The sequence below is a fragment of the Mesorhizobium sp. B2-6-4 genome (genome assembly GCF_006441495.1).
Taxonomy (GTDB): domain Bacteria; phylum Pseudomonadota; class Alphaproteobacteria; order Rhizobiales; family Rhizobiaceae; genus Mesorhizobium.
Genome location: NZ_VFUE01000011.1, coordinates 155,263 through 179,851 on the forward strand (window position 1 = coordinate 155,263; position 24,589 = coordinate 179,851).

The 24,589-nt window shown below is 59.7% G+C and carries 25 protein-coding genes; 8 read left to right on the forward strand and 17 right to left on the reverse strand.

Features of this window, described 5'->3' with window-relative positions:
- Nucleotides 1-31: 31 nt before the first annotated feature.
- Together FJ426_RS17050 and FJ426_RS17055 are read right to left on the reverse strand one after the other, a co-directional pair.
- Nucleotides 32-523, reverse strand: coding sequence for a thermonuclease family protein (locus FJ426_RS17050; protein WP_140825423.1), 492 nt, complete (start codon nucleotides 521-523; stop codon nucleotides 32-34).
- Between the two features lie 435 nt (nucleotides 524-958).
- The gene (locus FJ426_RS17055) at nucleotides 959-1,480 is read right to left on the reverse strand and encodes a MucR family transcriptional regulator (RefSeq protein WP_140825424.1); all 522 of its coding nucleotides are present in this window, start codon (nucleotides 1,478-1,480) and stop codon (nucleotides 959-961) included.
- Between the two features lie 351 nt (nucleotides 1,481-1,831).
- Between FJ426_RS17055 and FJ426_RS17060 the strand changes: the two genes are divergently transcribed.
- Nucleotides 1,832-2,740 (forward strand): nucleotidyltransferase and HEPN domain-containing protein, encoded by a 909-nt coding sequence (locus FJ426_RS17060; protein ID WP_140825425.1) that lies wholly within the window; start codon nucleotides 1,832-1,834, stop codon nucleotides 2,738-2,740.
- Between the two features lie 846 nt (nucleotides 2,741-3,586).
- Here FJ426_RS17060 and FJ426_RS17065 read toward each other — a convergent pair.
- Complete coding sequence (locus FJ426_RS17065; RefSeq protein ID WP_140825426.1) at nucleotides 3,587-3,772, reverse strand: hypothetical protein; 186 nt, start codon at nucleotides 3,770-3,772, stop codon at nucleotides 3,587-3,589.
- A gap of 80 nt (nucleotides 3,773-3,852) precedes the next feature.
- Nucleotides 3,853-4,074, reverse strand: a complete 222-nt coding sequence (locus FJ426_RS17070) for a hypothetical protein (protein WP_140825427.1) — start codon at nucleotides 4,072-4,074, stop codon at nucleotides 3,853-3,855.
- Between the two features lie 92 nt (nucleotides 4,075-4,166).
- Between FJ426_RS17070 and FJ426_RS31385 the strand changes: the two genes are divergently transcribed.
- Nucleotides 4,167-4,331: a hypothetical protein gene (locus tag FJ426_RS31385; RefSeq protein WP_181176959.1), complete on the forward strand. Its 165-nt coding sequence runs from the start codon at nucleotides 4,167-4,169 to the stop codon at nucleotides 4,329-4,331.
- Nucleotides 4,332-4,751: 420 nt separating this feature from the next.
- Here FJ426_RS31385 and FJ426_RS17080 read toward each other — a convergent pair whose 3' ends face one another.
- The 11 genes from FJ426_RS17080 to FJ426_RS17130 form a co-directional block, all read right to left on the reverse strand.
- On the reverse strand, nucleotides 4,752-5,024 hold the full coding sequence (locus tag FJ426_RS17080; RefSeq protein ID WP_140825428.1) for a hypothetical protein: 273 nt from the start codon (nucleotides 5,022-5,024) through the stop codon (nucleotides 4,752-4,754).
- Nucleotides 5,021-5,362 (reverse strand): hypothetical protein, encoded by a 342-nt coding sequence (locus tag FJ426_RS17085; RefSeq protein ID WP_140825429.1) that lies wholly within the window; start codon nucleotides 5,360-5,362, stop codon nucleotides 5,021-5,023. The genes FJ426_RS17080 and FJ426_RS17085 overlap by 4 nt, the downstream gene beginning before the upstream one ends.
- A gap of 616 nt (nucleotides 5,363-5,978) precedes the next feature.
- Complete coding sequence (locus tag FJ426_RS17090; RefSeq protein ID WP_140825430.1) at nucleotides 5,979-6,971, reverse strand: sugar-binding transcriptional regulator; 993 nt, start codon at nucleotides 6,969-6,971, stop codon at nucleotides 5,979-5,981.
- An 88-nt stretch (nucleotides 6,972-7,059) separates the two neighbouring features.
- Complete coding sequence (locus FJ426_RS17095) at nucleotides 7,060-8,115, reverse strand: glycerol-3-phosphate dehydrogenase (protein ID WP_140825431.1); 1,056 nt, start codon at nucleotides 8,113-8,115, stop codon at nucleotides 7,060-7,062.
- Entirely contained in the window at nucleotides 8,116-9,198 is a 1,083-nt protein-coding gene (gene ugpC, locus FJ426_RS17100) for a sn-glycerol-3-phosphate ABC transporter ATP-binding protein UgpC (protein ID WP_140825478.1), read from the reverse strand. It lies immediately after the preceding gene.
- Between the two features lie 79 nt (nucleotides 9,199-9,277).
- On the reverse strand, nucleotides 9,278-10,603 hold the full coding sequence (locus FJ426_RS17105) for an iron-containing alcohol dehydrogenase (protein WP_140825432.1): 1,326 nt from the start codon (nucleotides 10,601-10,603) through the stop codon (nucleotides 9,278-9,280).
- Nucleotides 10,596-12,125, reverse strand: a complete 1,530-nt coding sequence (locus FJ426_RS17110) for an FGGY-family carbohydrate kinase (protein WP_181176960.1) — start codon at nucleotides 12,123-12,125, stop codon at nucleotides 10,596-10,598. The genes FJ426_RS17105 and FJ426_RS17110 overlap by 8 nt, the downstream gene beginning before the upstream one ends.
- Nucleotides 12,126-12,189: 64 nt before the next feature.
- Nucleotides 12,190-13,719: an extracellular solute-binding protein gene (locus FJ426_RS17115; protein ID WP_140825434.1), complete on the reverse strand. Its 1,530-nt coding sequence runs from the start codon at nucleotides 13,717-13,719 to the stop codon at nucleotides 12,190-12,192.
- 45 nt (nucleotides 13,720-13,764) lie between these two features.
- Nucleotides 13,765-14,664 carry a carbohydrate ABC transporter permease gene (locus tag FJ426_RS17120; protein WP_140825435.1) on the reverse strand — a complete coding sequence of 300 codons (900 nt, stop codon included), beginning with the start codon at nucleotides 14,662-14,664 and terminating at the stop codon, nucleotides 13,765-13,767.
- On the reverse strand, nucleotides 14,664-15,575 hold the full coding sequence (locus tag FJ426_RS17125; RefSeq protein WP_246675562.1) for a sugar ABC transporter permease: 912 nt from the start codon (nucleotides 15,573-15,575) through the stop codon (nucleotides 14,664-14,666). The genes FJ426_RS17120 and FJ426_RS17125 overlap by 1 nt, the downstream gene beginning before the upstream one ends.
- Nucleotides 15,576-15,918: 343 nt before the next feature.
- Nucleotides 15,919-16,965, reverse strand: coding sequence for an NAD(P)-dependent alcohol dehydrogenase (locus FJ426_RS17130; protein ID WP_140825480.1), 1,047 nt, complete (start codon nucleotides 16,963-16,965; stop codon nucleotides 15,919-15,921).
- 962 nt (nucleotides 16,966-17,927) lie between these two features.
- Here FJ426_RS17130 and FJ426_RS17135 point away from each other — a divergent pair.
- The gene (locus FJ426_RS17135; protein ID WP_181176961.1) at nucleotides 17,928-18,206 is read left to right on the forward strand and encodes a hypothetical protein; all 279 of its coding nucleotides are present in this window, start codon (nucleotides 17,928-17,930) and stop codon (nucleotides 18,204-18,206) included.
- Nucleotides 18,207-18,236: 30 nt separating this feature from the next.
- Here FJ426_RS17135 and FJ426_RS17140 read toward each other — a convergent pair whose 3' ends face one another.
- Complete coding sequence (locus FJ426_RS17140; RefSeq protein ID WP_140500822.1) at nucleotides 18,237-18,710, reverse strand: Lrp/AsnC family transcriptional regulator; 474 nt, start codon at nucleotides 18,708-18,710, stop codon at nucleotides 18,237-18,239.
- 193 nt (nucleotides 18,711-18,903) lie between these two features.
- On the opposite strand from FJ426_RS17140, the gene FJ426_RS17145 reads away from it, so the two are divergent.
- On the forward strand, nucleotides 18,904-21,228 hold the full coding sequence (locus tag FJ426_RS17145) for a 1-deoxy-D-xylulose-5-phosphate synthase N-terminal domain-containing protein (RefSeq protein WP_140825481.1): 2,325 nt from the start codon (nucleotides 18,904-18,906) through the stop codon (nucleotides 21,226-21,228).
- A 133-nt stretch (nucleotides 21,229-21,361) separates the two neighbouring features.
- Here the strand turns inward: FJ426_RS17145 and FJ426_RS17150 are convergent, their stop codons facing one another.
- A complete protein-coding gene (locus FJ426_RS17150; RefSeq protein ID WP_140825436.1) occupies nucleotides 21,362-22,078 on the reverse strand; it encodes an autoinducer binding domain-containing protein in 717 nt (238 codons plus the stop codon).
- Between the two features lie 205 nt (nucleotides 22,079-22,283).
- On the opposite strand from FJ426_RS17150, the gene FJ426_RS17155 reads away from it, so the two are divergent.
- Genes FJ426_RS17155 through FJ426_RS17170 form a run of 4 tightly spaced genes read left to right on the forward strand, consistent with a single transcriptional unit; the run spans nucleotide 22,284 to nucleotide 24,587 of the window.
- On the forward strand, nucleotides 22,284-22,913 hold the full coding sequence (locus FJ426_RS17155) for an acyl-homoserine-lactone synthase (RefSeq protein WP_140825437.1): 630 nt from the start codon (nucleotides 22,284-22,286) through the stop codon (nucleotides 22,911-22,913).
- A gap of 43 nt (nucleotides 22,914-22,956) precedes the next feature.
- The gene (gene trbB / locus FJ426_RS17160) at nucleotides 22,957-23,928 is read left to right on the forward strand and encodes a P-type conjugative transfer ATPase TrbB (protein ID WP_140825438.1); all 972 of its coding nucleotides are present in this window, start codon (nucleotides 22,957-22,959) and stop codon (nucleotides 23,926-23,928) included.
- Nucleotides 23,918-24,295 carry a TrbC/VirB2 family protein gene (locus FJ426_RS17165; protein ID WP_140825439.1) on the forward strand — a complete coding sequence of 126 codons (378 nt, stop codon included), beginning with the start codon at nucleotides 23,918-23,920 and terminating at the stop codon, nucleotides 24,293-24,295. The genes trbB and FJ426_RS17165 overlap by 11 nt, the downstream gene beginning before the upstream one ends.
- The gene (locus tag FJ426_RS17170; protein WP_140825440.1) at nucleotides 24,288-24,587 is read left to right on the forward strand and encodes a conjugal transfer protein TrbD; all 300 of its coding nucleotides are present in this window, start codon (nucleotides 24,288-24,290) and stop codon (nucleotides 24,585-24,587) included. Before FJ426_RS17165 ends, FJ426_RS17170 begins: the two co-directional genes overlap by 8 nt.
- Nucleotides 24,588-24,589: the final 2 nt, after the last annotated feature.

Here is a 24,589-nt window from a genome sequence, read left to right on the forward strand (position 1 = left end):
TGACGGTATCCGAGAAGAAACGGCGAAGGTGCTAATGTTGCCTGCGCCAATTCCACGGCTTGTCGAATGAGCCGGCCCACAGGCCGCGCTTTGCGGTCCTGGCTTCCTGCTCGGCTCCAACGTAGAAGCCGGCACTATATTTCGGCCGATCAAGCGCATAGCCCTGCCTGACCATCCATTCACCGATATCGACGCCTGCGGCGGTGCAGACAGCGACCATACGCCTGTATCGATCGCGGTCGACTCCAATGCACGACGTTGGGCGATGCACCTCGAGGAAATCCGCCAACACAAGAGCTGCCTGCTGCCCGCAACGATACTTCTTGCCAGAGGCGCTGGCGCAAACCTGAGCACTCTCCGGCGCGTCCATGCCATTGAAGCGAATCCGCTGCCCATGGATTTCGATCGTGTCGCCGTCCACGACTGACGGAATGCCCACCAGCGGGTCGGCTATGGCAGGCAGGGTGAGGCAGATCAAGGCAACCGACAAGCGGCAGATGCCAAGGGCGAGAAATCGCGACATGTCAGCCATCACACGCGCAGCCGGGCGCTTTGTGGCATCGCTTCTCGCGCGAGATGCAGCTATCGCCACATGCCTGACCGGCCGAACAAGTCTTGCAACATCCTTCGACAGGAACCGTCGACCAGGGCACCGGCATCTCTGGACGCCGGACGACCGACGCAGGATCCACCGGCATGAAAATGCCGACGATCGTCAATGCGGCGACAATCCGAAACATCACTGCGCCTCCCCACGAACATCCCGGTCCTCTAACCATTGGCCTCGGTGGTCCAGGGCCAGGATCTGCGTTCTCTTCTTCACCTTCTTGATCGGGCGTTTCTTCTCTCATCCGGTTCCGCTGCGCCGCAGAGTGAACCGACATACAACGGAGCCCCGCCAAGCGGCGGGCTCCCCAAGCCTATGCCGCACAGCCTGGCACGTTTGTCAGGACGGCCGTCAGGTTTTAGCAGGTGCCTTACGCGTCTTCTTCAGCGGTGACTTGATTGACGCCGCAGGTGCTCGTGCGGCTGCTGCGCGGGTCTGTTTTGTTGGTTTCGCGGCAGGCGTGGGCACCGCCTTTCGTCCAAGGCCTGCTGATTTCGCCAATGCCGAGCGAGTGGCCGTATAGTTCGGCGCGACCATCGGATAGTCGGCCGGAAGGTTCCATTTCTGGCGATACTCATTAGGGCTCAGATTGTAGTGAACTCCGATGTGGCGCTTCAGCGATTTGAACTTCTTCCCGTCCTCCAGGCAGACAATAAAATCTGGCGTCACCGACTTCCTGATCGATATTGCCGGTTCCTGCTTGACCACAGGTTCCAACACCGGCGTGCCGATGCCTTTCAGAGCGGCGTGGATATCGCCAATCAGCTTCGGCAACTCGCCGACCGGCAGCGGATTGTTCGAGACATACGCGGCGACGATGTCAGCCGCTATCGACACAGTATCCAGTTGGCCGTCTTGTTCGCGTGTGGTCATATAGTTTTCCTCTTAATGGGTCGGGCGAATTGATCGAGCTTTGATCTCCCATACCGCCAACGAGACAAATAGTTCATTTCTCTCTACAAGCCACATCTTTTCCCGGAACTTGCCGAAAAATACTACCCCCAGCCAAGCAGCGTCGACCATGGGCATGCTGCTGCTGTAGTGATCGTGCCGACCGCCCTGGTGGCCTGTCTCGGCACCGCCAGATGATTCCATTCTGTTGACCATTCCACATCAGCATCGATTGCTCGCGCCCGATCGCCGGCAGCCTTTCGCATGTGTCCGAGCCTGCTATAACGAGCACATCGACGCGCGCCTGCGTTCATCAACCTTGAACCGACCAGAATGAAGACCAGCATCGATCATTTGCCGGAGCACAAGCAGGAGGAACTCACCCGTGTGGTTGAGATCCTGCATGCTGAATTCGAAGACGCGCTGGCAGAGAGCAGCGCCGATTGGAAGAAGAGCGGCCGCATCCTGAAAATCATCCTGTTCGGCTCCTATGCCCGCGGCGACTGGGTCGACGAACCACACACGATGAAGGGCTATCGCAGCGACTTCGATCTGCTGGTGGTCCTCAACAACAACAAGCTCTCCGACTTTGCCTACTGGTACAAGGCTAAGGATCGGCTTGAGCGCGATCGTGCAATTAAGACGCCGACCAGCTTCATCGTGCATAGCCGTCGTTTCGTGAACACGGCCTTGCGGCAGGGGCAGTACTTTTTCACCGACATCCGTCGCGAGGGCATTGTGCTCTACGAACTCGATGACGAGCCGCTGGCAGACCCCAAGCCGCTTACACCGCAAGCGATGTATGAGACAGCCAAGGAACATTTCGACGATCGCTTGCCAGGCGCTAAGGGCTTCCTTGACACTTTTTGGTATGTCCTAGAGCGGGATCGACATAAGGAAGCGGCGTTTCAACTTCACCAAGCTATCGAGCATACCTATTCAACGCTGCTTCTGGTGCTCACCAACTACAGCCCACCCTCCCATAAGCTTACGTTTCTGCGCGCCCTTGCTGAGGATCAGGATCGGCGATTGTCAGAGGCTTGGCCGCGCGAGCACCAACGTCAGCGCGCATGGTTCAACGCTCTGAACGAAGCCTATGTGAAGGCCCGCTATTCCAAGCACTACAAGATAACCAAGGAGGCCCTGGTCTGGTTGGGAGAGCAGACTGCGATGCTTCAAAAGTGCGCAGAACAGATCTCCCTGGAGCATCTGGAGCGGATGGGCGAAGCGGCTGACGCGTAGCAGACTATTGAGAAGTAGCGGGCTGGGCGTCGGCGACGAATTGCCAACGTGCAGAACAGAAACACACCCATGTGCGAGGACATCATCGCGGCGGCTGTACGAGACAGCCTTGCGTATCGGTTGCCGTCTGCGTCGGTCGATTCACGAGGGTCGGAAGAGCCACGGAGTTGTCTGTCGTGATCGCGATGGAATTGCTATCGCCCATTCATTGTCGGTCCTGAAGAAAGCTCAATGCAATGCACGATATCCGTATCGTGTGCAGAACCGGTAACTTGGCTATCGTCGTACCCCGATCATCCCATTCAGAAGGACCGATCGAACGTGAGGCTCGGTCGGTTGTGGCCGGCCGCCACCTAGCTAAATGTACGAGACCGGCGCTCGGCGATTACCAGAGGCGGATCTAGTTTGGCTGCCTCCCGCGCATCAATACCCCATAAGGTGGCGCAAGCCTACTATCGGCAGGTAAACCGTCCAGACCAAACAGACCAAGATTGCGACGACAACACCCATAGATGGTGCCCATTCCTGCCATATCTTCAGGAGTCGACTGCTCCAGATTTCCAGTCGAGTCTCCATCGTGCTAGTCATCGCTCATGAGAGCGATGTCTTTGGCCGATAACTCCTTTGCGAGCGGGTATCGGCTGTTATCGGCTTCGGCAAGCTCTTCCTCAGATTTCATTTCTTCCCCCGTTGAGCCCGTTGGCATCAAAGCACCGTAGCTGACGAGAGTCGATTCTACCGGCTACCTCAACCACCAGATCGCGCCAGCGATCACTAGCAACACAAAGACAATCCAGAACAGCCATTGGCCGCCCCGGTTGCTGTGATGTTTATCGTATTCGGTCATCAGTGAAACTCGCTGACGTGGCCTTGTTCGTCTGTGACGCGTATCCACATCATTCCGGGCTCGCGTCCGATTGTCACAGGGCGCCCCGTTGATGAGGATGCCGCCTGAATGGCGCTTGGCGCCTCAATCTTGTTGCGCCTGAATACTGCGTTGCCGTTCAACTCCTCCACGACAAATTCGGCCATCGATGCCTCCTGAAAGCCCCCAGTGCGTCAGCCGTAACCCGTGGTTGCTGGATCCATACTCGGCCCCTAGAACCGGAAAATTATTCGGGCGACTTGAGGTTCCGGTAACTTGCGAATTCGAACTCGCTGACTCTACGCGTGCCAAGATCGGTGACGCGCACCCACGGTTTTCCGGATGTTCGCCCGGGCTTCAATGGTCGCTGAATCGCCTTCACTACAGCATGAACGTGGCTGTGGGCTTCGACTGAAGTGGAGCTGATCACTTTCGTGCCATTCATCGCCTCAACTTTGAAACTTGCCATCGGCCCCGATCTCCCCGCGCCGATCTCTAGCCAAATCCGACATACAAAGGAACTGTCATGCTGTTTCCCATGAAAAGGAATCGCGTGCCAAGATGTTCGCGCACGAAGGCGGCTATCCGAACGACAAAGCGCACCCGGGCGACGCCCAGTGCGATCGTTACAGGCATCACGCAGTTGCTGTGATCGAGCCCACCAACACCGCCATGCCAGAAGGAAGCAAGCTCGACCTTCCCGGCTTCAGCGTTCTTCGAATTTAATGGAACGAAGTATCCGAGGCAAAACATCGGTTTACTCTGACGTCCGCGGCTATCGCGGGCCGATAACTACCACTCACCTGCACCATGTTGACGACTGACCCTGGACTGGACGTCGCAGCCTTTCGACCATCGCCAAGTCGAAGTCCTTTTGCCTGAGAATCGGTTCCGCCTGGATGAACCTTACGAAGCCAGAGGCTGAATTGTTGCGGCCGCTTTCGATCGGATCGCTCGCGGCGAACGGTGCGACTGGAAAGGTTGTGATACGACCCTGCGAGGTGCGGCTACAAAGGAGCGCGTCCCCCGGAGCATGTGCGCGACGGCCGCTGAAAGCGGCCCATCTGCTGGCTAATCCGCGTCGTCGTCAATAAAAGGCCGTCCCAGGTGGATGGCAGATGGGACGGCCTTCACGGCCGGGCGGGCTCAGTAGGTTGTTTTGGGTGCCGCAGCCTTTGCAACATGCTTCCTCTGCTTCACCGGGCACTTGTGCGTCTTCGTCGGCTTGCAAATCCCCTTCGCCGCTACGCTCTTCTGATGCGGCTTCGTCGCCATCGTTGTGGCTGGCGCGGTCTTCGTGGTCGTGTCGCTCGAGGCAGCCGGGGCGGTGGTCTTGGTGGCGGCGGCGTTGCCTAGAGCCGGTATCGATAAAGCCAGGGCAACGGCGAGGCTGAGGGTGGAAAGGAGGGACTTTTTCATGGCTTTTTCTCCTTGCGGCGCAGGTCGGTTTTAGGAGTTACTGCATCGGGATCGATCGGCAACACGCCAAGCAGCTTCAGGGCATTTGCGAGCGCCCGGATTCCCTGCGCCTCCTTCCTGTCGGCGCAGAACCGGTTTCCCTTTCTTTGCAGCGCCTTCGCCGCGGCGACCTGCGTTGCCGCGGGATGGGTTTCGAGGGCTTCGTCAACCTGACGGCTGAGATTCGTGCAGCGCTCGGTTCGGGTCGTCGCACCCTTTGTCCCGCCAGCTTTGACTGAGCCGGTGATGAGCGAAATACCGAGCAACCCACCTATCAAGCCAATTGAGAACCTTTGCATCGCTTGTCGCCAATCGAACAAGTGCTGCGGGTGCTGCAGCCGATGATGACCCTCTCAGTGGAATTCTACGCCTGAATCGTTTCTGGTGTTTTTCTGGTTTATTTCTGAATTGTGTCTGAGCGCGCACGCAAGCTTCGCTCCTATAACGATCCGCTTAACGAGTTCCTGCATGACCATGAGGGCAAAACTGGTGTTCGGGCTTGAGCGCCTTGTTGTGGCGTCCGAAATCGAGGGACGCTTGAGAACGGGCTCATTATCGTTGCCGCACTGACAAATCGGTCGACCGGTGGAACAGGACGAAGGATGGCCGCTGCTTGGCGGGCCTTCTGCGAGGTTTCGGAAGGTAGCTCATTCGGACCCTCCGATGGATGCTGGAGGCCGCGACTTGAACCTCCTCGATCCGGCCCGGATCGACAAACCTTCCAAATCCTTTAGTCGGCTCCCTGCCACCGCATATACCGGCAACGCGCTGCTGAATGGCACCAACACGAGATTGCTAGCGAGGGCCTTTGATGATGGCGCATGTGATGTCGTCGCGATCGTGGGGATCACCGGCGAGAGTTCGATCGAGGGGATCCACAATTGCTGGCCTCCCCTGGTCTTAGATAGAACTGCGCTATCGCCCTTCCGCAAGGATCGCCTCCGCAGTTTTTTCGTCGGTGATCAAAACGTCGACGATGCCGAGACGCAGCACGGCGCGCAGCACCGCGACCTTGTCGAGGCCGCCCGAAGGCAGGATCACGGTTTCGATATCGCGCAGGTTTTCTGGAGCGAGGCCGATAACACGATGGTTGAGAGGGTGATCGACGAGTTGTCCATCGGCATCGATCCAGTGGCCGCAAATGTCGCCGACGGCACCGGCCTCGTGCAGCGATGTGAGATCGTCATCACCTACCAATCCGATCCGAAAGATGGTGGCGTCCTTGTGCACCGCACCGACCGAGACGAAAGCGGCGTCGACGTCGCGGGCATGGGTGAAGGCGTCCTCCAAGATAGACTGGCGCATCAGTAGATCGCGCGTAGCCTCGGTGTCCGTGAACACCGGTGCTGCGATATAGAAACATTCCGCATCGAAAAGCGCCGCGAGCCGGGAAGCTATGTCATAGATATTGATCGCCGACCCGCGCGTGAGCCCGCCTAGCAGGGAAACGACGGACATCGCTTTGACCGGACGTACCGTCACCGAACGGAGACTTAGCTGGAGCGTCCGCCCCCATCCCACCCCTACCGAGATCCCATCACGTATTCTAAGCGACAGGGCTTCGCCGGCCGCGGCTGCGATGACCTGTGGTACCAGAGCTGGATCTGGCGGTGTCGGGACCACAACTGGATCCGAGACGCCGTAAGCGTCCCGCAACCGGTTTTCCAACTCGATGCAGTTCGCCACCTTCGAATTGATGCGGATCTGAACTATTCCCCGCTCGCGGGCGTGCGCGAGCATCCGGTTGACGCGAAGACGGGTCAGGCCAAGAGACTTGGCAATTTGCGCCTGCGTGAGGTCTCCGACATAAGCAAGCCACGCAGCACGGACGAGGAGCCCTTCCTCGCGAGAGACGGCGTTCGTTACGGCGAGGCGGCCGTCCCGCTTCTTTCGCGGTGGTTTCTCCATCAACTATCCTGTCCAGTGTCCGCCACGAGCGGCTCGGCGAGGCCGTGTCCGCATCGCTATGAGGCATCTTCGATTTCTAGGGCGACCTTTAGCATCGGTGATAGCGATCGAAGGACAAATCCAAGCGCGCATCATGGCAAATCGCATCGATAATGGCAGTCGTCAGCGGCAGGCGATGGCCGGGAAGTAAACCCTGCGCCATCATTTTCTCCAATGCTTGGCCGAGATCCAGCGCCAGTTGTGCCCCTTCGACCGTGTCTGAGCTCATATGTTCACGCTTCGCCACGGAATAGGGCAAGCCACGGCCGAGCCAGCGTCCCATGCGACCGTTGCGGCCCGCTTGGCAGGTCACATAAAGATCCCCTGAGCCGGCCAGTCCCCACACCGTTTCTGTTCTTCCACCCATGGCTTCGACCACAATCGCCATTTCCGCCAGCGACTGCGAAAAAAGTGACGACGCCAGATTGTGCATGAGCGCATTATTCGGCGCCTTGTTGACGCGCTCCAGCAGTCCAGTGGGAGCCCCGACGGCGAGCGTGTAGAAATTCTTGAACGCGGCGCAAATCTCGACCCCAACGAGATCGGATGATGTTCGGGCGTGATAGAATGGAGCGCGCAAAATGCGAGACGCCGAGGCAAGCTGGTCGGGATCGTGCCCGGCCACGATCACAGAGGTATCACGCTGTGCGGCCAACTCGCCCGCAATGCACGGCCCGCCGACAGCCATCACCGGGAGCGTCAAGCCGGTGCGCCGTTCAACTTCGCGAGCAAGCAGATGTGGCAAGATTTCGATGCCTTCGTCGTTCGCGGCGAGCCCTTTTGTAATCATCAATATTGGCACAGGCGACTTGATGCTCTCCACAATTCGGTCGATCGCCCAAGGAACGCCGGCCGACGAGACCCCGAGTATAAGCAACTCTGGTCCGTCGTTCATCGCTTGCCCGAATTCAGTCCAGGAATAGGCGGTTACCGCGCTGGGCAGAGTGACGTTGAGGCGCGGGTGACGACCTGTGCTCGCCACGGCGCCAATGATCTCCTCGTCGAGATGGGTACCAATCAGAGCGATGCGGTTACCTGCATGAGCGGCCGGAAAGGTCATGGCAGAGCCCATAACGCCGGCGCCGAGGATAACGATGCGCGCCATTCAATTTCTCTCCTTGTCCAGCCGATCGCCGCTGTCTTGATCGAACAGGTGGATTCGGCCAGGCGTCGGCTCCAGATGGATCACGGCTCCGGGAGAGAGTTCCATGCGGTCATGCAGGACCGAGCAGATCGCCATGTCGCCCATGTTTGCAAAAATATGGATTTCGGGGCCAGTCGGCTCGACAACCTTGACGATCGCGGGGATGCCGCTTCCGTTGGCCACCGGTCGAAGATGTTCGGGCCGAATGCCGTAGACCACCTTTTGGCCGGGCCGGACCGAAGCCTTCGGCGGAAGCGGGAGGGACAGTTCGCCGGCCCGCACTACCCAGGCGTCTCTCTCGGATGCCACCTCGCCATGGAACATATTCATTGCAGGCGAGCCAATAAACGCGGCGACAAAGAGGTTCGCCGGGTTATCGTACACCTCGAGCGGGCGCCCGATCTGCTCGATACGGCCATCACGCATTATGACGATGATATCGGCCATGGTCATGGCCTCGATCTGGTCGTGCGTGACATAGACCGTGGTGGTCTTCAGCCGCTGGTGGAGTTCCTTGATTTCAGTCCGCATCTGCACGCGCAGTTTGGCGTCGAGGTTGGACAACGGCTCGTCAAACAGGAATACGGTTGGATCGCGCACGATGGCGCGGCCCATGGCAACGCGCTGCCGCTGGCCGCCCGAAAGCTGGCGAGGATACCGTTCCAGGTAGGGGGTCAGGTTGAGGATCGACGCCGCCCACCCCACCTTCTGTTTGATTTCTTCCTTGGAGCGTTTCTTCAACTGCATGGAAAAGGCCATATTGTCGAAGACCGTCATGTGCGCGTAAAGCGCGTAATTCTGGAACACCATCGCGATGTTGCGGTCCTTGGGGTGAAGGGTGTTGACGACCTTATCGCCTATGGAGATTCCACCTGACGTGATCGGCTCAAGACCGGCTATCATCCGCAACAGAGTAGACTTGCCGCACCCGGACGGCCCTAACAAAACGACAAACTGGCCGTCTGCGATCGAAAGATCGAGTGCGTGGATAACTTCGACGGCGCCATACTCCTTCCTCACATTGTTGATGGTGACAGACGCCATAAATTGCTTTCCCTTCGATTGTCCTTGCCTATTAGCTACCACTTCGCCGTGCGAGACCTCGGCGGCGATCCAATGCGATTCACCATTCACTCTCCAGGAACTCTTCCAGCAGCCCCGCATCGGCGGCCAAATTGACAAAGGACCAGCGGCCACGGATTTCTCGCGAATAGCGAATGGCATCGTGCCAAAGCTGTCGCGGCAGGCCTAATTCCGAGCCGGTGACCGGCCCTCGGGCAGCCTTGAGCACCGCCTCCATACGGGCAACCGGCGTTGCCATTGGCCGAAGCTCCCGACGCAGAGCCGGCCAGATTTCGCCAAGTCTGCGATTGAAGGCTTCCGTCTGGCTGGGATCGAGTGCTGTCTTCTTCATCTCGGCAATGCAGAGTGGCCCGAGTTGCGGCCCATAGCGGGCCCGCATCGCGGCTTCATCGACAACGGTCGGCCTTGCCTGCGGCGGCTCTTCCATGTCCATCAGCCGGGCCTGCAGACGCGCCATGACCAGTGAGGCAACGCCAACCTGCTGACCATGAGTGGTACCGGGGTGATGCTCTCCCGCAAACATGTCAATCCAATGGGAGATTTGATGCTCTCCCATGGAGCCCGGATGGGAAACGCCAGCGAAGCAGACGCCCATCGAGCATAGCGTCAAGACCCTCTGAAGGTGCCCGACTGCGGTGATGTCATGCCTGGCAAGGCCGGAGGCATTGGCCAGCATCGGTTCCTCATCGCGCGCCTGCAGCAAGTAAGGCACGTCAGAGTAGTAAGTCCCGAACAGCCTATGCGATGCCCACCAATCGATCTGGGCGGTGGAACGGCAGAGGCTGTCGCCGAGCCCGGCGGCGCTGAGCCAGGTCGGCGCTGCGGCCGAAATGCCAAGGTCCAGGAAGATGCCGCGCGGGGCGTGCGAGGGCAGCGAGATCTTGAGCCCTGAAGCCAAGGTCACCGACGCTGTCGAGGCACCATAGCCATTCATCGACGCGGCCGTGCCGAAGACGGCATAAGGCCGGCCATCAAGGAAGGTTGCATGCTTGCAGCTGTCGTTGAGGACACCGGATCCGACAGCCACGACCCCGTCCGCGTGCCGCGTCCTCTCCCTGATCATCTGGATCGTTGCTTCGTCGCAGTCGAGGCCTTGAGGCAGCACGATCTCGTCGACATCAGCGCTGACACGCAGCGCCTTCGCGACGCGCCGACCCATCACTTCGACAGTGTTGATGTCGGACACGACAGCGATGCGGCTGCCCAGCATCAGAGGCGCGATGAGATCTGCCTCGCGCCCCTCCGTCGTCTCCAGCAATTCGATCGTTTGGAACGGCAGGTCAGCGGTCTCGCCTGTGTTGGGGTCCCGCCAGCGTCCTGCGACAACATCCTCGATCAAGGCGTTCCAGTTGCTCGTTTCAGCCATGGTCGGCCTCCATGAAAGCCGCCAGTCGCTGGTTCCAAGCGCAAAGCGTTGGCCAAAGGTCGGCATGGATCGCTAGAAGTTCGGCATAGCGGCGGGCACGGCTCGCATCGGGTTCGAAGGAGCTGACGGGTTCACTGGCCATTGTGAGGGACGCGTCAGCGATCGTGGAAAACCAGCCCACGCCCTTTGCCGCTGCCATAGCCGCACCGAGCGATGAGGCTTCCACGGTGGTGGAACGTTTTATGGGACGATCGAGTGCATCAGCCAGAATCTGCATCCAAAGGTCGGACTTTGCTCCTCCGCCGATCGCTATGAAACGGTCGATGTTCTGAGCAGCGGCGGCAGCGGCCCGCCGACTTGTCGCAGCTTGGTGCAGCGCTATTCCTTCCAGCACGGCGCGATAGACGTCGCCCCGCCGGCTAGAGCCGGAAAGCCCGGCAATTACGCCGCGGGCGGCGCTGTCCCAGTGTGGATCCATGACGCCCTGCCAGTAGGGCAGGAGCATTATGCCGCCTGCACCGATTGGGCTGGCGGCGGCTTCAGCCTCAAGCGCCTCCAGGGCGTGGCTGGACCCATACAGATCCAGACCAAGCATTTCGCGCGTCATCCAGTCGACGAGAAAAGTGCCGGCGCGAAGGCACGTTTCGTAGATATATCCATCCTCCGCGACCGCGGTTTCGGTGCGGAACGCCGGGTCATGGACGTAGTCGATGCCGAAGCTGCCGGAGACGATCGCCGTGCCGAGGTTTATGTAGGCGCATCCCGCCTGCAACACACCGGCGCCGGTGCCGGCGCATTGACCGTCGCCGCCACCAGCGACGATTGGCGTTCCCTCCCGCAAGCCCGTCAACATGGCGGCTTGCGCGGTCAGTTGGCCCAAGATGGTGCCAGGGCGCGCCAGGTCCAGCATCATGTGCCGCGCGACGCCGGCCGTGTCCAGTATATCGTCCGACCAGTCCATGGCTCGCATGTCCAGCACACCCATGGGGTCTGCGGAGGCAGTGGACGTTACCCACCGGCCGCTCAGGCGAAAGGCCAGATACCCGTGCACTTCGGCCATTCGCTCCACCCGCGCGAAGATCTCGGGCTGCTCCTCGCGAAACCAGATCATGCGATAGAGGCAAGGAATGACATCCAGAGGCTTGCCTGATATCGCATGGATACGTGCGGCGCCGAAGACCTCGCCGAAGCGGCGGACCTTCTGGCGAGCACGTTCATCGAGCCATAGCGTCGCGGGTCCGACCGCTTCGCCCTGCTCGTCGAAAAGGCCGAAGCTTTCGCGTTGGTTGGAAATGGCAAGGGCGGCAATGCGTGCCGGCGAAATTGTTGCCGTCACGGTGCGCAGCGCAGTGACGGTCGAGGCCCACCACTGGGCCGGGTCCTGCTCGAAATAGCCCGAACGCGGGTTGGACATTGCAATCGACGCGCGCCCCTCCGCCACGGCGCGGCCACTACGGTCCCAGGCAATCGCCTTGGTTGCCGAAGTCGAGGAATCAATGCCGATGACGAGATCCGGAACCATTGCCCACATTGCCAAAGGGCGAGGGCGGTCGAAACGCCCTCGCCGAAATCACTGGAGAATTCCGCTAAAGGCCGGCATCCTTGACTTTGCCGTCGACAATACCGGCAATGACATCAAGGCATGCCTTGGCGTTGCCACCATAGTCTTGGCCCGTCAGCAGCTTGCCGAGTTCAACCGGGATGTCATTGTTCGACAAATCTGCCCAAATCGGCATGTCCGGCTCCGATCCCATCTGGTTGTCGATGGTGTATTTGATCGCGTCGAAATGGCGTGTCGTACCGGGCCCAACAACGGCCTTCTCCTTGACCCGAGGATCGGTGAAGGAGGAATTGCGCATCGGCGAGGCGCCGCCGCCGAGCGTCGACACTCGCGCCATCACGTCTTTTGAGCAGACCCACTGCATGAACAGCCATGCCGCTTCCTTGTTCTTGGAATACTGCGACAGAGAAATTGTCGACCCACCCTGATGGCCGACGGCCGGGATTTCGTTGAAGCCGCAATCGGCGACGGCGCGACGGCCAGGAACCTCCTTGGGCGCGGGCAAGGCTTCAAACAGGCCTTTGACCTTGGAATCGTTGGCATCGAAGCCGGGGAAATCCTCGCCCCAGGTGATTGCCATGGCGGCCTGTCCCTGTGTCAGGGCTTGCCCCTGACCATCCCAGGTCCATGTGGTTGCGGAGGGCGGCGAGTTCTTGACCAGCTCCTGGTAGAATTGCAGTCCGGCCACGCCACGCTCGTCGTTGCCGACAAATTTCTTATCCTTGTTGAAGATCGATCCGCCATGCCCCCAGAGTGCGAAAGTCCAGTCGCATTCGAGCGAATAATGGCCAGACTTCGCCTGGCATGCGGTGCCAAAGATGCCATTGCCCTTTTCCGCCTCCGTGAGCGCCTGCACGGCCTTGAGGTACGCGTCGAGGTCTGTGGGCAACGCGATATTGTGTTTGTCGAAAAGATCTTTCCGGTACATCAGGATGAAAATTGGAATGTCGAACGGAATTCCGCACTGCTTGCCGTCGTACATGGCGATGCCGTCGACAAGCGGCTTGGAGAAATCATCCCAGTCGAAATTGGGCATCGCCAGGTCTTTGTTCTGGTCATAGTACTCGCGCGGGTTGATGACATCCTGTGCAAACGTCGCCATCCAGGACTGGTCGAGATAGTAGACATCATAGGTGCCCAGCTGGCCCTGGACGTCTTGCGTAGCCTTGGCGAGAACCTGTTCCAGCGGCACGATCTCGACCTCGACCTCAATGCCGGTTGCCTTGGTGAACTCACCCGCGACAAGCTGGTTGGCAACGATTGTTGGCGGCGTCGCTTCCGAAGTGTAGCGAATTTTCGTGCCTGAATATGGTTTGCCGACATCGGCCAGCCATTTCAGCATATCGGCGTCCTGGGCGCGGGCTTCTTCCATCCCCAAGCCCAGGCCCCCGCGATTGGAGCGGCCGCCGCCCAGCATAGCCGATCCGAAGGCGGAAAAGCCAACGCCGGCGAGCGCCATCTTTCTCATGAAGTCGCGTTTACTTATTCGGCGCGCCGTAAAGTCGTTGCAGGTGTCGGCGACGAATGTCTTCTTGTCGTGATCTCTGAAGCTCATGATCGTTCCTCCGTTGCGATTTTTGCCGTCGTTCTCGTCTGGGCCTCACTCCTTCAGCGATCCGAGCGTGAGGCCGCGGACCAGATGCCGTTGAACCAGTAGGATAAAAATGAAGCTGGGTATGATGGCGGATGTGCCGAGTGCTGTGATGTAGCCCCACTCGGTCGCGGTCGAGGTGACAAACGTTGAGATCTTCACCGGCACAGTGCGGATTGACGTGGTCAGGAACAGGGAGAGCAGGAACTCGGTCCATGAAAAGATGAAACACAACACGGCTGTCGCGGCGATGCCGCCTTTCACCATAGGAAGGACCACACGTCGAAACGTCTGCCAGCGCGTAGCGCCGTCGATCAGCGCCGCCTCATCGACCTCTCGCGGGACATCGTCGAAGAACGACTTCAAAAGCAACACCGCCAGCGGCAGGTTGACCAGACTGTGAACGAGGATGAGCCCCGTATAGGTGTCACGCAAACCGAGATCCCGGAACATGAAAACGACCGGCACAACGATCGCGATCGGTGGCATGAAGCGTTGCGAGAGGATCCAAAACAGGAAAGACTGCTGGCCGCTGAACTGCATTCGCGACAGACAATAGGCTGCCAGTGTGGCGAGCAAAAGCGTCAGTGCCGTTGACCCCACCGCTATGATGGCGCTGTCGAGCAGCGACTGGCGGGAATCGTAGGAACTGGCGCCGCCCTTGATCACCCCGGCCGCCTCGCCGCCCTGCTCCATGCCAATGTCGACGCGCGAGACGCCAAGCAGGGTGACGCGATAGTTGTCCGGCGTCGGTGTGAAATCAGTGTAGACCGGTCCGCTGCGGTCGAAGATTGCAGAGTAAGGTTTGATAGAGGACAGGGCCCACCAAGCGATCGGGAACATGAAGATCGCCACCACCAGCACCGCGAGCAGATCGCGGGCGATCATCTGGGCGCGCGATGACTCCATCAGAACCTCACCTTGAAAAGCCTGACGAAGAGATTTGACACGCCGATCAGGACGACGAGGACGATCAGCGACAGAGTCGCGGCGTAGGGAAAGTCTCCGGTGAAGTAGATGCGGCCAGCATAGAACGAGAGCGTCTCGGTAGCCGTGCCTGGCCCGCCGGCAGTGATGATGTAGACGTAATCGTAGATGCGAAACAGATCGACGCCGCGGATCAGTACCGCGACCGCTATCACCTTGCGCAGCATCGGCAATGTAAGCCGCAAGAATGTCTGGATGCCGTTGGCGCCGTCGATCGCTGCCGCTTCGAAAGGTTCTTTCGGCAGCGCCCGCAGACCGGCCAGGATGATCAGCACCATGAACGGCGTCCATTGCCATATGTCTGCCAGCAGGATCGCCAGCAATGCGGTAGTCGGCTGCGTCAGGATCGGCTGTGCCGGCGAGATCAGGTCGAGGGCATAGAGGTAAAATGACAGGACACCGAAAGAGCCGTCTTGCATCAGCAAGAACATCATTCCGGTTACCGCTGGCGGGACGACCAGCGGCAGTGTCATCAGCGCACGTAGGATCCCGTAGCCCTTCCGATCGGTATCAAGCAGAAGCGCGATAAGGATCCCGAGTGCGAGCTGCACGGCCAGCGCGACGAAGGTGTAAATCAGCGTCGTTTCTAACGAATGCCACATACGCGCATCCGAGAATGCACGTGCCCATTGGTGCACGCCTGCGAAATCAAGCTGCCGGGAAACGACATTGCGTTTGTGAAACGACAGCCAGACTGAATAGAGGAGGGGATAGATGCCGAAAACGAGAAGCATCACCGTGATCGGCGCCAGCCAGGGAAACGGATGCTCGGCGGTCATGAACCGAGGCAGGGCCCATCTAGCCCTCTCGCGCGTGAAGGTCACGGTGGTCACGCGCAAATCTCCGCTTGGCGACAGAGATGCATTGGCCCTCTCCCTACCGGCCAGATCGTACTAGAACTTTTGTAAGTTTCTTGTGCCTTTTGTTAGGGCAGCGTGTGGGACGGTCGTTGACTTGTCAAGCCCCGGTGGATCGCGTCTAACGGACGCTTGTTGTCGCACAGCCTCCGCAACAGCCGGATACGGGTTGCTTTCTGGAACCGGAAAATCGGCAGATCGGCTGTGTCAGCGACCTCGCCGCGTCGAGCCAGCTGCACTGCGAACACGACATCGTGATGATCGCGACGACGATGCGGGCCGCAAATCATCGATCACACCACCGATGCTTAGACTCGCCTTAGTCCGGCAGTCTGATCTGCAGCTTCACGTCCGCCGGCCGGGCTTCGACCGCCCGGTCGAAGGCCGCGACGGACTCTTCGAAGGGGAAGGTCGCCGAGATCAGTGGCTTAAGGTCGACCCGACCCGAGCCCATCAGCGCGATGGCACGATTATATTGGTGGGCATAACGAAAAACCGTTTCGATGTGGATTTCCTTGGTCGAGGCTGTAGCAATGTCGAACGCCACTGGCGCCACAGGCAGGCCGACCACCACCACCGCACCGCCGGGCCGCGGAAGATCGAGCAACGTCTCCCATGCTTGGGCCGAGCCGGAGCATTCGAAGACAACGTCGGCGCCCCAGCCGTCGGTCAGGCGCTTGACCTCCGTCGCCAGATTCTTGTCGCGGATGTTGACCGGGATCACACCCTGGAAGCTGGCGGCAATGTCGAGTTTGGGTTGAGCAAGGTCTGCGACAACAGCGCGGGCACAGCCGCCGGCAAGGGCGGCGATCGCCACCATCGTGCCGATCGGCCCTGCGCCGAGCACCACAGCCGTGTCACCCGGCGTGATCTTCGCCTTGGCCGCAGCTTGCATGCCGACGGCGAAGGGCTCGACCATAGCACCTTCGGCGAAACTGACGCTGTCGGGCAATTTGTAGGTGTAGTTGGCGGGATGAACGACATAGGGTGTCAGTACGCCATGGATCGGCGGCGTCGCCCAGAACCTCACCGCCGGGTCGATGTTGTAGAGGCCAAGCCGGCTCGCCCGCGAATTGGAGTCGGGGATGCCTGGTTCCATGCAGACGCGGTCGCCGATCTTCAGATGCTCGACGCCTTCGCCTAATTCCGTGACGATGCCAGCGGCTTCGTGGCCCAAGACCATCGGCGCTTCGACCACGAATGGGCCGATCCGGCCATGGGTGTAGTAATGGACATCGGAGCCACACACACCCACGGTATGGATCTTGATGCGAACCTCGCCGGGGCCGACTGTCTGCGGCAGATCGATGTCACGCAGCTTGAGTTGGTGCTGACGTTCGAGGACAAGGGCGGGAACTTTCGTCATCAACGTAACCTCCTCTTGAGCCAATTGTACGGCTTTTGCTTCTTTGACCGGCTGCCATCCTCGCGAACCAACAATGAGCTCTTCAACATCTCTCATGCTCGTTTGGAGAATGTGACCCATCGCATCTTCGGCGCCGGACGACTGGGTATCGAAATATAGGATGATTTCGGGAACCCCATAATCCCGCGAGAGTGGTTCCTGGTTCCTCGCTTCGTTGTCGACCAAATCCAGGACTTCAGGTCACGTAACGTAAACAATGTAGTGTGAGAAGGCTATTGCGCCTCCAAAACCTCAGGTCTTTTAACGATGGATGCCATTGAGGTTCGGACCGGCATGATCGTAGTCCGCAGCCATCGAAGCGGCCCTGGACGCGCCTGGACTGGACGGACTGAGGCGTACACGCTTACGCAGCAAGGCTTTGAATGGCACTACAGAAGGTCCGTGGAAACCTGTTCGAAGTGCTTTTCGAAGCCGCCTCAATCCCCAGTCTGTGCGGCCTTGCCCCGTTCTCCAGGAAGAGGGTGGCGAGGATCTTTTCTCGCCGAAGTAGATGTCTTTCAGCGTGTCGTGGAAGGCTTATGGGGACCGTCGACGAAGTCGTCAGCGCTGCGCAGCTGTGCGCGGATCGTCCAAGCAGTGCCAGCTCGCCATTCCTCTGGACGAGGCCGCCGCCCAGTGGCGGCGATCGCCGTACGATCATCACCAGCGGGCACAGACTGATCATACTCGCACTCATCAACACAGGTTGTTTTCCAAACAGCGCTCTGCAATAAATTGCGCATGCGCAACCTTCTGCGGGTGGTTACCACCGCCTTAAGAAGATGCCGAAAGCCAGGGACGACACGACGAATATCCTGGGCGTAACGCCCTTGGATCGTGGCTCACTCCACGTGGGTTCCCAACGTCCGGCCTCGCAGCGCACCGCTGCCCTCGCTGGACCCGAACCCGCGGGAGGTTATCCTATGCCCAAAATTCAATCCACTCGCCTTGCCGGCAGAGGTCTTGGCGACTTGACGCTCTGGGAGCTGGCCGACCCGAATGCCATGGCTCGGGCAGCTATCAAGCTTTATGGATCGAATGCGGCGACTGCCGCGGCACATTGCGCGCTGACAGCCCATTTCGATGGCCGCACGGGCGACTACCGCTTCTGGTGCACAGTTTTTTCAGAACTCGGTTGTGGCAGGGACCGAGCGGATCAGCATACAAACAGCGGGATCAAACGCGTCCTTGACCATGCCTGAGACTCAGCATTGCCTGGCAAGGCCATAGGCTCACGTGTCGATCGGAAGCCGGTTGGACCGCTTGATCTGGGCAAGGGCAAAGCTGGATTCGATGGAGGCAACGCCATCGAGCCGCGTCAGCTTTTCCTTGAGGAAGCGGTCATAGGCTTGCAGGTCGCGCACCACGATGCGCAGCAGATAGTCGCGCTGCCCGGTCATCAAATAGCAGTCGACGACCTCCGGCCAGCGGCCGATGGCCGTATTGAACCGCTCCAGTTCGTTCTCTCGCTGGCGCTCTAACCTGATCGAGGCGAACACTGAGATTGGCAGATCAACGAGATCCTGGTCGATGAGCGCGGCGTAACCCGTGATAACGCCCCTATCCTCCATCATGCGTACGCGGCGCGCGCAGGGCGAGGCTGAGAGGCCGACCTGATCGGCAAGTTGCTGCGCCGTCATTCTGCCATCGATCTGAAGCGCGGCGATGATCTTGCGGTCAATATCGTCCAATCGGATTTTTGGCACAGATCATCACTCCTATCATCGACCTTGATCAAAGCAGCTAACCTAGCTCCTGAAATTAGGCAAGTTTAGCGACACCTGGCTTTTCCTCCAGCCTATGATCTCGATCGGCTAACCAGGAGGCTGGCACTTGGACAAACGGGAATTGGAGGCGCTTTCGGCGCTTGAGAAAAAGGTGCTGTGGCTGTCGGCGTGGATGATCCACAACGCCAACCATCTTCGCGAAACCACCGACGGATTGAAAGTCGGTGGGCACCAGGCCTCATCCGCCTCGCTAGCGACGATCATGACGGCGCTCTATTTTTCAGTGCTGCGACCGGAAGATCGCGTTGCGGTCAAACCGCATGCATCCCCTGTCTTTCACGCTATTCAGTATCTTCTCGGCAACCAGACCAGGGAAAAACTTGAACAGTTCCGCGCCTTTGGCGGAGCGCAAAGCTATCCATCGCGGACCAAGGACGTCGACGATGTCGATTTCTCCACCGGCTCGGTGGGGCTGGGTGTTGCACAGACACTGTTCGCATCTCTGGTGCAGGACTATCTCTTCGCCCGGGACCAAAGCATGCCGCAGGGCCGCATGGTGGCGCTGATCGGCGATGCCGAGATGGATGAGGGCAACATCTTCGAAGCGCTGTTGGAGGGCTGGAAACATGGCCTGCGCAATTGCTGGTGGATCGTTGACTACAACCGCCAGAGCCTCGATGCCGTCGTGCGTGAGGGGCTGTGGGAGCGCTTCGAAAGCATCTTCCGCAACTTCGACTGGGACGTCGTTATCCTGAAATACGGGTCGCTTCAGCAGGCCGCCTTCACTGAGGCCGGCGGAGAGGCGCTGCGCGACTGGATCGATGCTTGCCCCAACCAGCTTTATTCGGCGCTCACCTTCCAGGGCGGAGCGGCTTGGCGCAAGCGCTTGCTGGCCGACATTGGCAAGGAGCCCGGTGTCGCGTCGCTGCTCGATCGCCGCTCCGATGCCGACCTTGCGGCGCTGATGACCAATCTCGGTGGCCATGATCTCCACAGCCTGCTCGATACGTTCGAAACCGCGCGCGGCAACGACCGGCCGACCTGCTTCATCGCCTACACCATCAAGGGATTTGGACTGCCACTTGCCGGTCACAAGGATAATCATGCCGGTCTGATGACCAAGGACCATATGGCGACGTTTCGCACCTCGATGTCCGTCGGCGAGGGGCGCGAGTGGAACGCCTTCGAAGGATTGGATATCGGGGATCTGGATCTGCAGCGTTTCCTCGAGGCGGTTCCCTTCGCAGCCAAGGGCCGGCGGCGCCGACATGCACAACGTATTATCGTGCCAGACCGACTTGTCTCGGAAGCCAAGGGCTTTGTCTCTACGCAGATCGGCTTTGGCCGGATCCTGGACGAGATCGCACGCATCGGCGGACCGCTTGCCGATGCCATTGTCACAACATCTCCAGACGTGACGGTCTCGACCAATCTCGGCCCATGGGTGAACCGGCGCGGCCTCTTCGCCAGGGAATCGCTGACGGACACATTCCGCAACGAGCGCATCGCCTCGGCACAGAAATGGGAGTTCGGCACGTCTGGCCAGCACATCGAGCTTGGAATCGCCGAGAACAATCTATTCATCCTGCTATCGGCGCTCGGCCTGTCACATTCGATTTTCGGCAAGCGGCTGCTGCCGATCGGCACGCTCTACGATCCGTTTATCCAGCGCGGTCTCGATGCACTGAATTATGCATGCTATCAGGATGCCCGCTTCCTTCTCGTCGCAACGCCGTCAGGCATCACGCTGGCACCCGAGGGTGGCGCGCATCAGTCGATCGCCACCCAGTTGATCGGCATGGCGCAGGATGGACTTGCCGCCTTCGAGCCGGCCTTTGTCGACGAGTTGAGCGTCATCATGCGCTTTGCGCTCGATTACATGCAACGCGACGGCGATGCGGTGCAATCCGAGCGTACCTGGCTACGCGACGAGACCGGCGGGTCGGTCTATCTGCGGCTTTCGACACGTCCCGTAGAGCAGATCGCCCGGACGATGACGCCCGACGTTGAGCAGGACATCGTCGACGGGGCCTACTGGCTACGACGTCCAGGGCCGAATGCTGAGCTGATCGTCGCCTACACCGGCGCCGTCGCACCGGAAGCCATCGCAGCGGTCGGCTTGATGGCTGAGGACCGTCGCGATGTCGGTCTCCTGGCAGTGACATCAGCCGATCGGCTGAACGCCGGTTGGACCGCGGCAAGCCGTGCACGCGAGCGCGGCCTCATCCACGCAAAAAGCCACGTCGAAAGGCTGTTCGCCGGCCTTCCGGCCCATTGTGCGATCGTTACCGTCACCGACGGCCACCCCGCGGCACTCGGATGGCTTGGTTCGGTCTTCGGCCACCGAACGCGCAGCCTCGGTGTCGAACATTTCGGCCAGTCGGGGACCGTCGATGATCTCTACCGGCATTTCGGAATCGACGCGAATTCGATCGCGACAGCAGGTGACCGGATTATGAGTGGTCGGCCGGTCCGCCATTTGCGCGCGCTGGATTGATGTCCGCTCAGCGTGGGGCCGCGAGGTTTCAGGCGTGTTTCGTTCTCGAGCCGGCCGCGTCTCAATCATCAGAATTCTGGAAAGCGATCCACTCCGCCAAACACCAAATCAACGAGCAGTCCTGTCCACAACCTCAGATCCACTTGCGCTTTATGGCGATGCCGAGGGCCTGGTAGGTGGTTAGGACGTTGAGTTTGCGGCGAATATTCTGCAGCTGAAACTCGACGGCGCGCCGGCTGACGTTGCGCAAAGCCGCAATGTCGTCGTTGGTCTTGCCCTGCAGGAGCCATGCGAGGCACTCCAGCTGATAACTCGTCAAAGGAGAGGCGGCTGCGCTCATCAGCTGCTGGTCATCGCGGCTCTGCAGATAGCCATCGACAAAGGCACCAAGCGTCAGAACCGAATAGGGGTCGGCCAGCATGGTGGTGTCGGGTTTGCGCTCGCTCGACGAGAAGGTGAAGAGAGCCCGCCTTCCAAAACCATCGAAGATAGGGATAGAGATCCCCGAACGGATGCCAAAATTCCGGGCTTCGCCGAAGAACGTCCGGTGATGCTTTCTTGGTGGAACGGGCAAGCCACTCTCGCACCAAGCGTAGGCACCGCGTTTTGGAGAAACCGCTTCAACGACAGGATCGACCTTGGCCAGCCCGCTGTCGAGATAGTGCTTCTGCCACGCCACCGGATAATTCGACATCCCATACACGTCCGCCTCGTGTACCGAGAGATAGGTGAACCATTCAAATCCCTGCGCGTTGGCGAACCTCCGCAAGGCCTGATCGATGGCCGGCTTGTCGGGCGCCAGTTTCAACCAGTCCCGCAGCATTTCAAACTGTGGCTTCAGAGACTTCATCCGCACTCCTTCTTACTGCCCCAGCCGCAAAAAGGTGCGTCTCATATTGAAGTTCAGGCAGTTGAGATCAACCTCAAAAATGCAACTCTCGCTAGCAGACGCGTGAATCTTTGGATTTACCCGGCCGACCTTCGGAAACCCGTAATGGCCCGTCTCCTCGAACGCTGTTTCTTTCGCACTGTCGAAACAGCGCGGAGAAAATGGCATGCAGATAGTTGCGGTCCGGAATGGAGAAAGCAGCGCAGGGGATGGGCTGATTGATCAAATGCACGCGCTGCGCGCGCGGGTGTTCAGAGACCGCCTCGGCTGGAACGTGACGGTCAAGTCCGGGCGCGAAACAGATGAGTACGATGCGCTCGATCCGACCTACCTCCTCGCGGTGACCGACAATCTGCGGGATGTCGCTGGGTGCGCACGGCTTCTTCCTGCCACCGGTCCGACAATGCTGGGCCAGACGTTTCCGATCCTACTCGGTAGCGATCCCATGCCATGCCATTCAGGCTTGATCGAAAGTTCCCGGTTCTGTGTGGACACCGAGCTTGGAGCCAGGAACGCGGCCAGAGGCCTCCACAAGACGACGACGGCGCTGTTCGCAGGCATCCTGGAATGGTCGTTGGTCAACGGATATTGCGAAGTAGCGACTGTCACCGACATCCGTTTTGAAAAGATCCTTGGCAGGGCAGGGCTACCTTTCAATCGCCTCGGCCCGCCTCATCCGATCGGCAACACGATCGCGGTCGCCGGCATCATTCCAGCCACCCTTCAAAATGCGCTTCGCGTTCGGGCGAACGGATGTGAGCCCTTCTCCTTGGACGCCCGCCCACTCGCAGCGTGACGGCAGATCGATCCAACATTGAATCCAAGATGATCCTCAAATGATGACTACTTCGCAATCACACCATCGGCTCGTGCGAAAACTTCGCGAGGCCATGGGCAGCACGATCTGCAACACGCTCGACGACTCGCTCGTCGTCGAGATCATGCTCAATCCAGACGGGCAGCTCTTCGTCGAACGCATCGGCGAACCGATCACTCAGGCAGGCAGGTTGGCGCCGCAGGCGGCCGAGACGATCATTGGCACGGTCGCTCACGCGCTCGGAACGGAAGTGAACCTCAACCGGCCCATCATTTCGGGCGAGCTGCCGATCGGCGGACATCGGTTCGAGGGGCTGTTGTCACCAGTGGTCGCAGCACCCGTCTTTACGATCCGCAAGCGCGCCACGCGGCTCTTCCCGCTCGACAGCTATGTCCGCGACAAGATCATGACCCCATACCAGGCTGCGGTCATTCGCAACGCTGTCGAGAACCGGATGAACATCGTCGTCGCCGGTGGCACGGGGACGGGCAAGACAACACTCACCAACGCAGTCATCGGCGAGATCGTCAGCCTGATGCCGGAACACCGCCTAGTTATTCTCGAAGACACGGCCGAGATCCAATGCGCGGCAGAAAATTTCGTCGCGCTCCACACGACTGATGCGGTGGACATGAGCCGATTGCTCAAATCCACCATGCGTCTGAGACCTGATCGGATCATCGTCGGCGAGGTTCGCGACGGCGCCGCACTCACGCTGCTGAAAGCGTGGAACACAGGCCATCCCGGCGGTATCGCCACGGTCCACGCAAACAGCGCGCTCTCAGCGTTGACCCGTCTTGAGCAGCTGACGGCCGAAGTCAGTTTCAACCCGATGCCCGAAATCATCGGTGAGGCGGTCGACATGGTCATCGCCATCGAACGCACGCCGAAAGGCCGGCGCGTTCGTGAACTGCTGGTTGTCGAGGGCTATCGCGACGGCCACTACCGCATCGAATCCCACGGCAGCGAAGAGGGGCACCGCCATGTCGCATAAGGCGATCAGGACTTCTGTTGGATTGACGGCCTCTCTTGTCTTGTCGAGCAAGCCGGCGCTCGCCGCCGGCGGTGGGGGCGGATTGCCTTGGGAGGGTCCGCTTCAACAGATCCAGCAGTCGATAAACGGACCGGTCGCCGGTACCATCGCGCTGGCGGCGGTGGCGATCGCCGGCGGCATGCTGATTTTCGGCGGTGAATTGAACGATTTCGCACGGCGACTGGTCTATGTCGTGCTGGTTGCAGGCATCCTTCTCGGCGCGACCCAGATCGTGGGGCTGTTCGGGGCCGGGGGAGCGTCGATCGGCATGGAGCCAGCCGTCAAGGGCGCAGCGACCCAGTCTCTCGCGGTTCTCATCGATGGCTGAACGTTGCAGCCAACTTCACCGCGTCAGGATCCATCGCGCACTTTCCCGGCCGAACCTTCTGTTCGGCGCGGATCGGGAACTGGTGCTCGTTACCGGTTTGGCAAGCGTCATTCTGATTTTCGTTGTCCTGACCTGGTTCTCCGCGTTGTTTGGGATCGCGCTATGGGCCGTCATCGTCGGGTTGCTCAGGCTGATGGCAAAGACCGATCCGATGATGCGGACGGTCTATCTGCGCCACATCCGTTACAGGCCCCATTACCGGCCGACATCGACGCCCTGGCGGGCTTACTGAAT

Bases quoted from the DNA above. Each gene is read 5' to 3' on its own strand.
- FJ426_RS17105 (WP_140825432.1), bottom strand. From the start codon at position 10,603: ATGGCTGAAACGAGCAACTGGAACGCCTTGATCGAGGATGTTGTCGCA.
- FJ426_RS17170 (WP_140825440.1), top strand. From the start codon at position 24,288: ATGGCTGAACGTTGCAGCCAACTTCACCGCGTCAGGATCCATCGCGCA.
- FJ426_RS17085 (WP_140825429.1), bottom strand. From the start codon at position 5,362: ATGCAAAGGTTCTCAATTGGCTTGATAGGTGGGTTGCTCGGTATTTCG.
- FJ426_RS17090 (WP_140825430.1), bottom strand. From the start codon at position 6,971: ATGGAGAAACCACCGCGAAAGAAGCGGGACGGCCGCCTCGCCGTAACG.
- FJ426_RS17120 (WP_140825435.1), bottom strand. From the start codon at position 14,664: ATGGAGTCATCGCGCGCCCAGATGATCGCCCGCGATCTGCTCGCGGTG.
- FJ426_RS17130 (WP_140825480.1), bottom strand. From the start codon at position 16,965: ATGACGAAAGTTCCCGCCCTTGTCCTCGAACGTCAGCACCAACTCAAG.
- FJ426_RS17050 (WP_140825423.1), bottom strand. From the start codon at position 523: ATGTCGCGATTTCTCGCCCTTGGCATCTGCCGCTTGTCGGTTGCCTTG.
- FJ426_RS17150 (WP_140825436.1), bottom strand. From the start codon at position 22,078: ATGAAGTCTCTGAAGCCACAGTTTGAAATGCTGCGGGACTGGTTGAAA.
- ugpC (WP_140825478.1), bottom strand. From the start codon at position 9,198: ATGGCGTCTGTCACCATCAACAATGTGAGGAAGGAGTATGGCGCCGTC.
- FJ426_RS17095 (WP_140825431.1), bottom strand. From the start codon at position 8,115: ATGGCGCGCATCGTTATCCTCGGCGCCGGCGTTATGGGCTCTGCCATG.
- FJ426_RS17065 (WP_140825426.1), bottom strand. From the start codon at position 3,772: ATGGCCGAATTTGTCGTGGAGGAGTTGAACGGCAACGCAGTATTCAGG.
- FJ426_RS17080 (WP_140825428.1), bottom strand. From the start codon at position 5,024: ATGAAAAAGTCCCTCCTTTCCACCCTCAGCCTCGCCGTTGCCCTGGCT.
- FJ426_RS31385 (WP_181176959.1), top strand. From the start codon at position 4,167: ATGTTCGCGCACGAAGGCGGCTATCCGAACGACAAAGCGCACCCGGGC.
- FJ426_RS17155 (WP_140825437.1), top strand. From the start codon at position 22,284: ATGCAGATAGTTGCGGTCCGGAATGGAGAAAGCAGCGCAGGGGATGGG.
- FJ426_RS17070 (WP_140825427.1), bottom strand. From the start codon at position 4,074: ATGGCAAGTTTCAAAGTTGAGGCGATGAATGGCACGAAAGTGATCAGC.
- FJ426_RS17135 (WP_181176961.1), top strand. From the start codon at position 17,928: ATGCCCAAAATTCAATCCACTCGCCTTGCCGGCAGAGGTCTTGGCGAC.
- FJ426_RS17060 (WP_140825425.1), top strand. From the start codon at position 1,832: ATGAAGACCAGCATCGATCATTTGCCGGAGCACAAGCAGGAGGAACTC.
- FJ426_RS17165 (WP_140825439.1), top strand. From the start codon at position 23,918: ATGTCGCATAAGGCGATCAGGACTTCTGTTGGATTGACGGCCTCTCTT.
- FJ426_RS17115 (WP_140825434.1), bottom strand. From the start codon at position 13,719: ATGAGCTTCAGAGATCACGACAAGAAGACATTCGTCGCCGACACCTGC.
- FJ426_RS17110 (WP_181176960.1), bottom strand. From the start codon at position 12,125: ATGGTTCCGGATCTCGTCATCGGCATTGATTCCTCGACTTCGGCAACC.
- FJ426_RS17145 (WP_140825481.1), top strand. From the start codon at position 18,904: ATGATCCACAACGCCAACCATCTTCGCGAAACCACCGACGGATTGAAA.
- trbB (WP_140825438.1), top strand. From the start codon at position 22,957: ATGACTACTTCGCAATCACACCATCGGCTCGTGCGAAAACTTCGCGAG.
- FJ426_RS17055 (WP_140825424.1), bottom strand. From the start codon at position 1,480: ATGACCACACGCGAACAAGACGGCCAACTGGATACTGTGTCGATAGCG.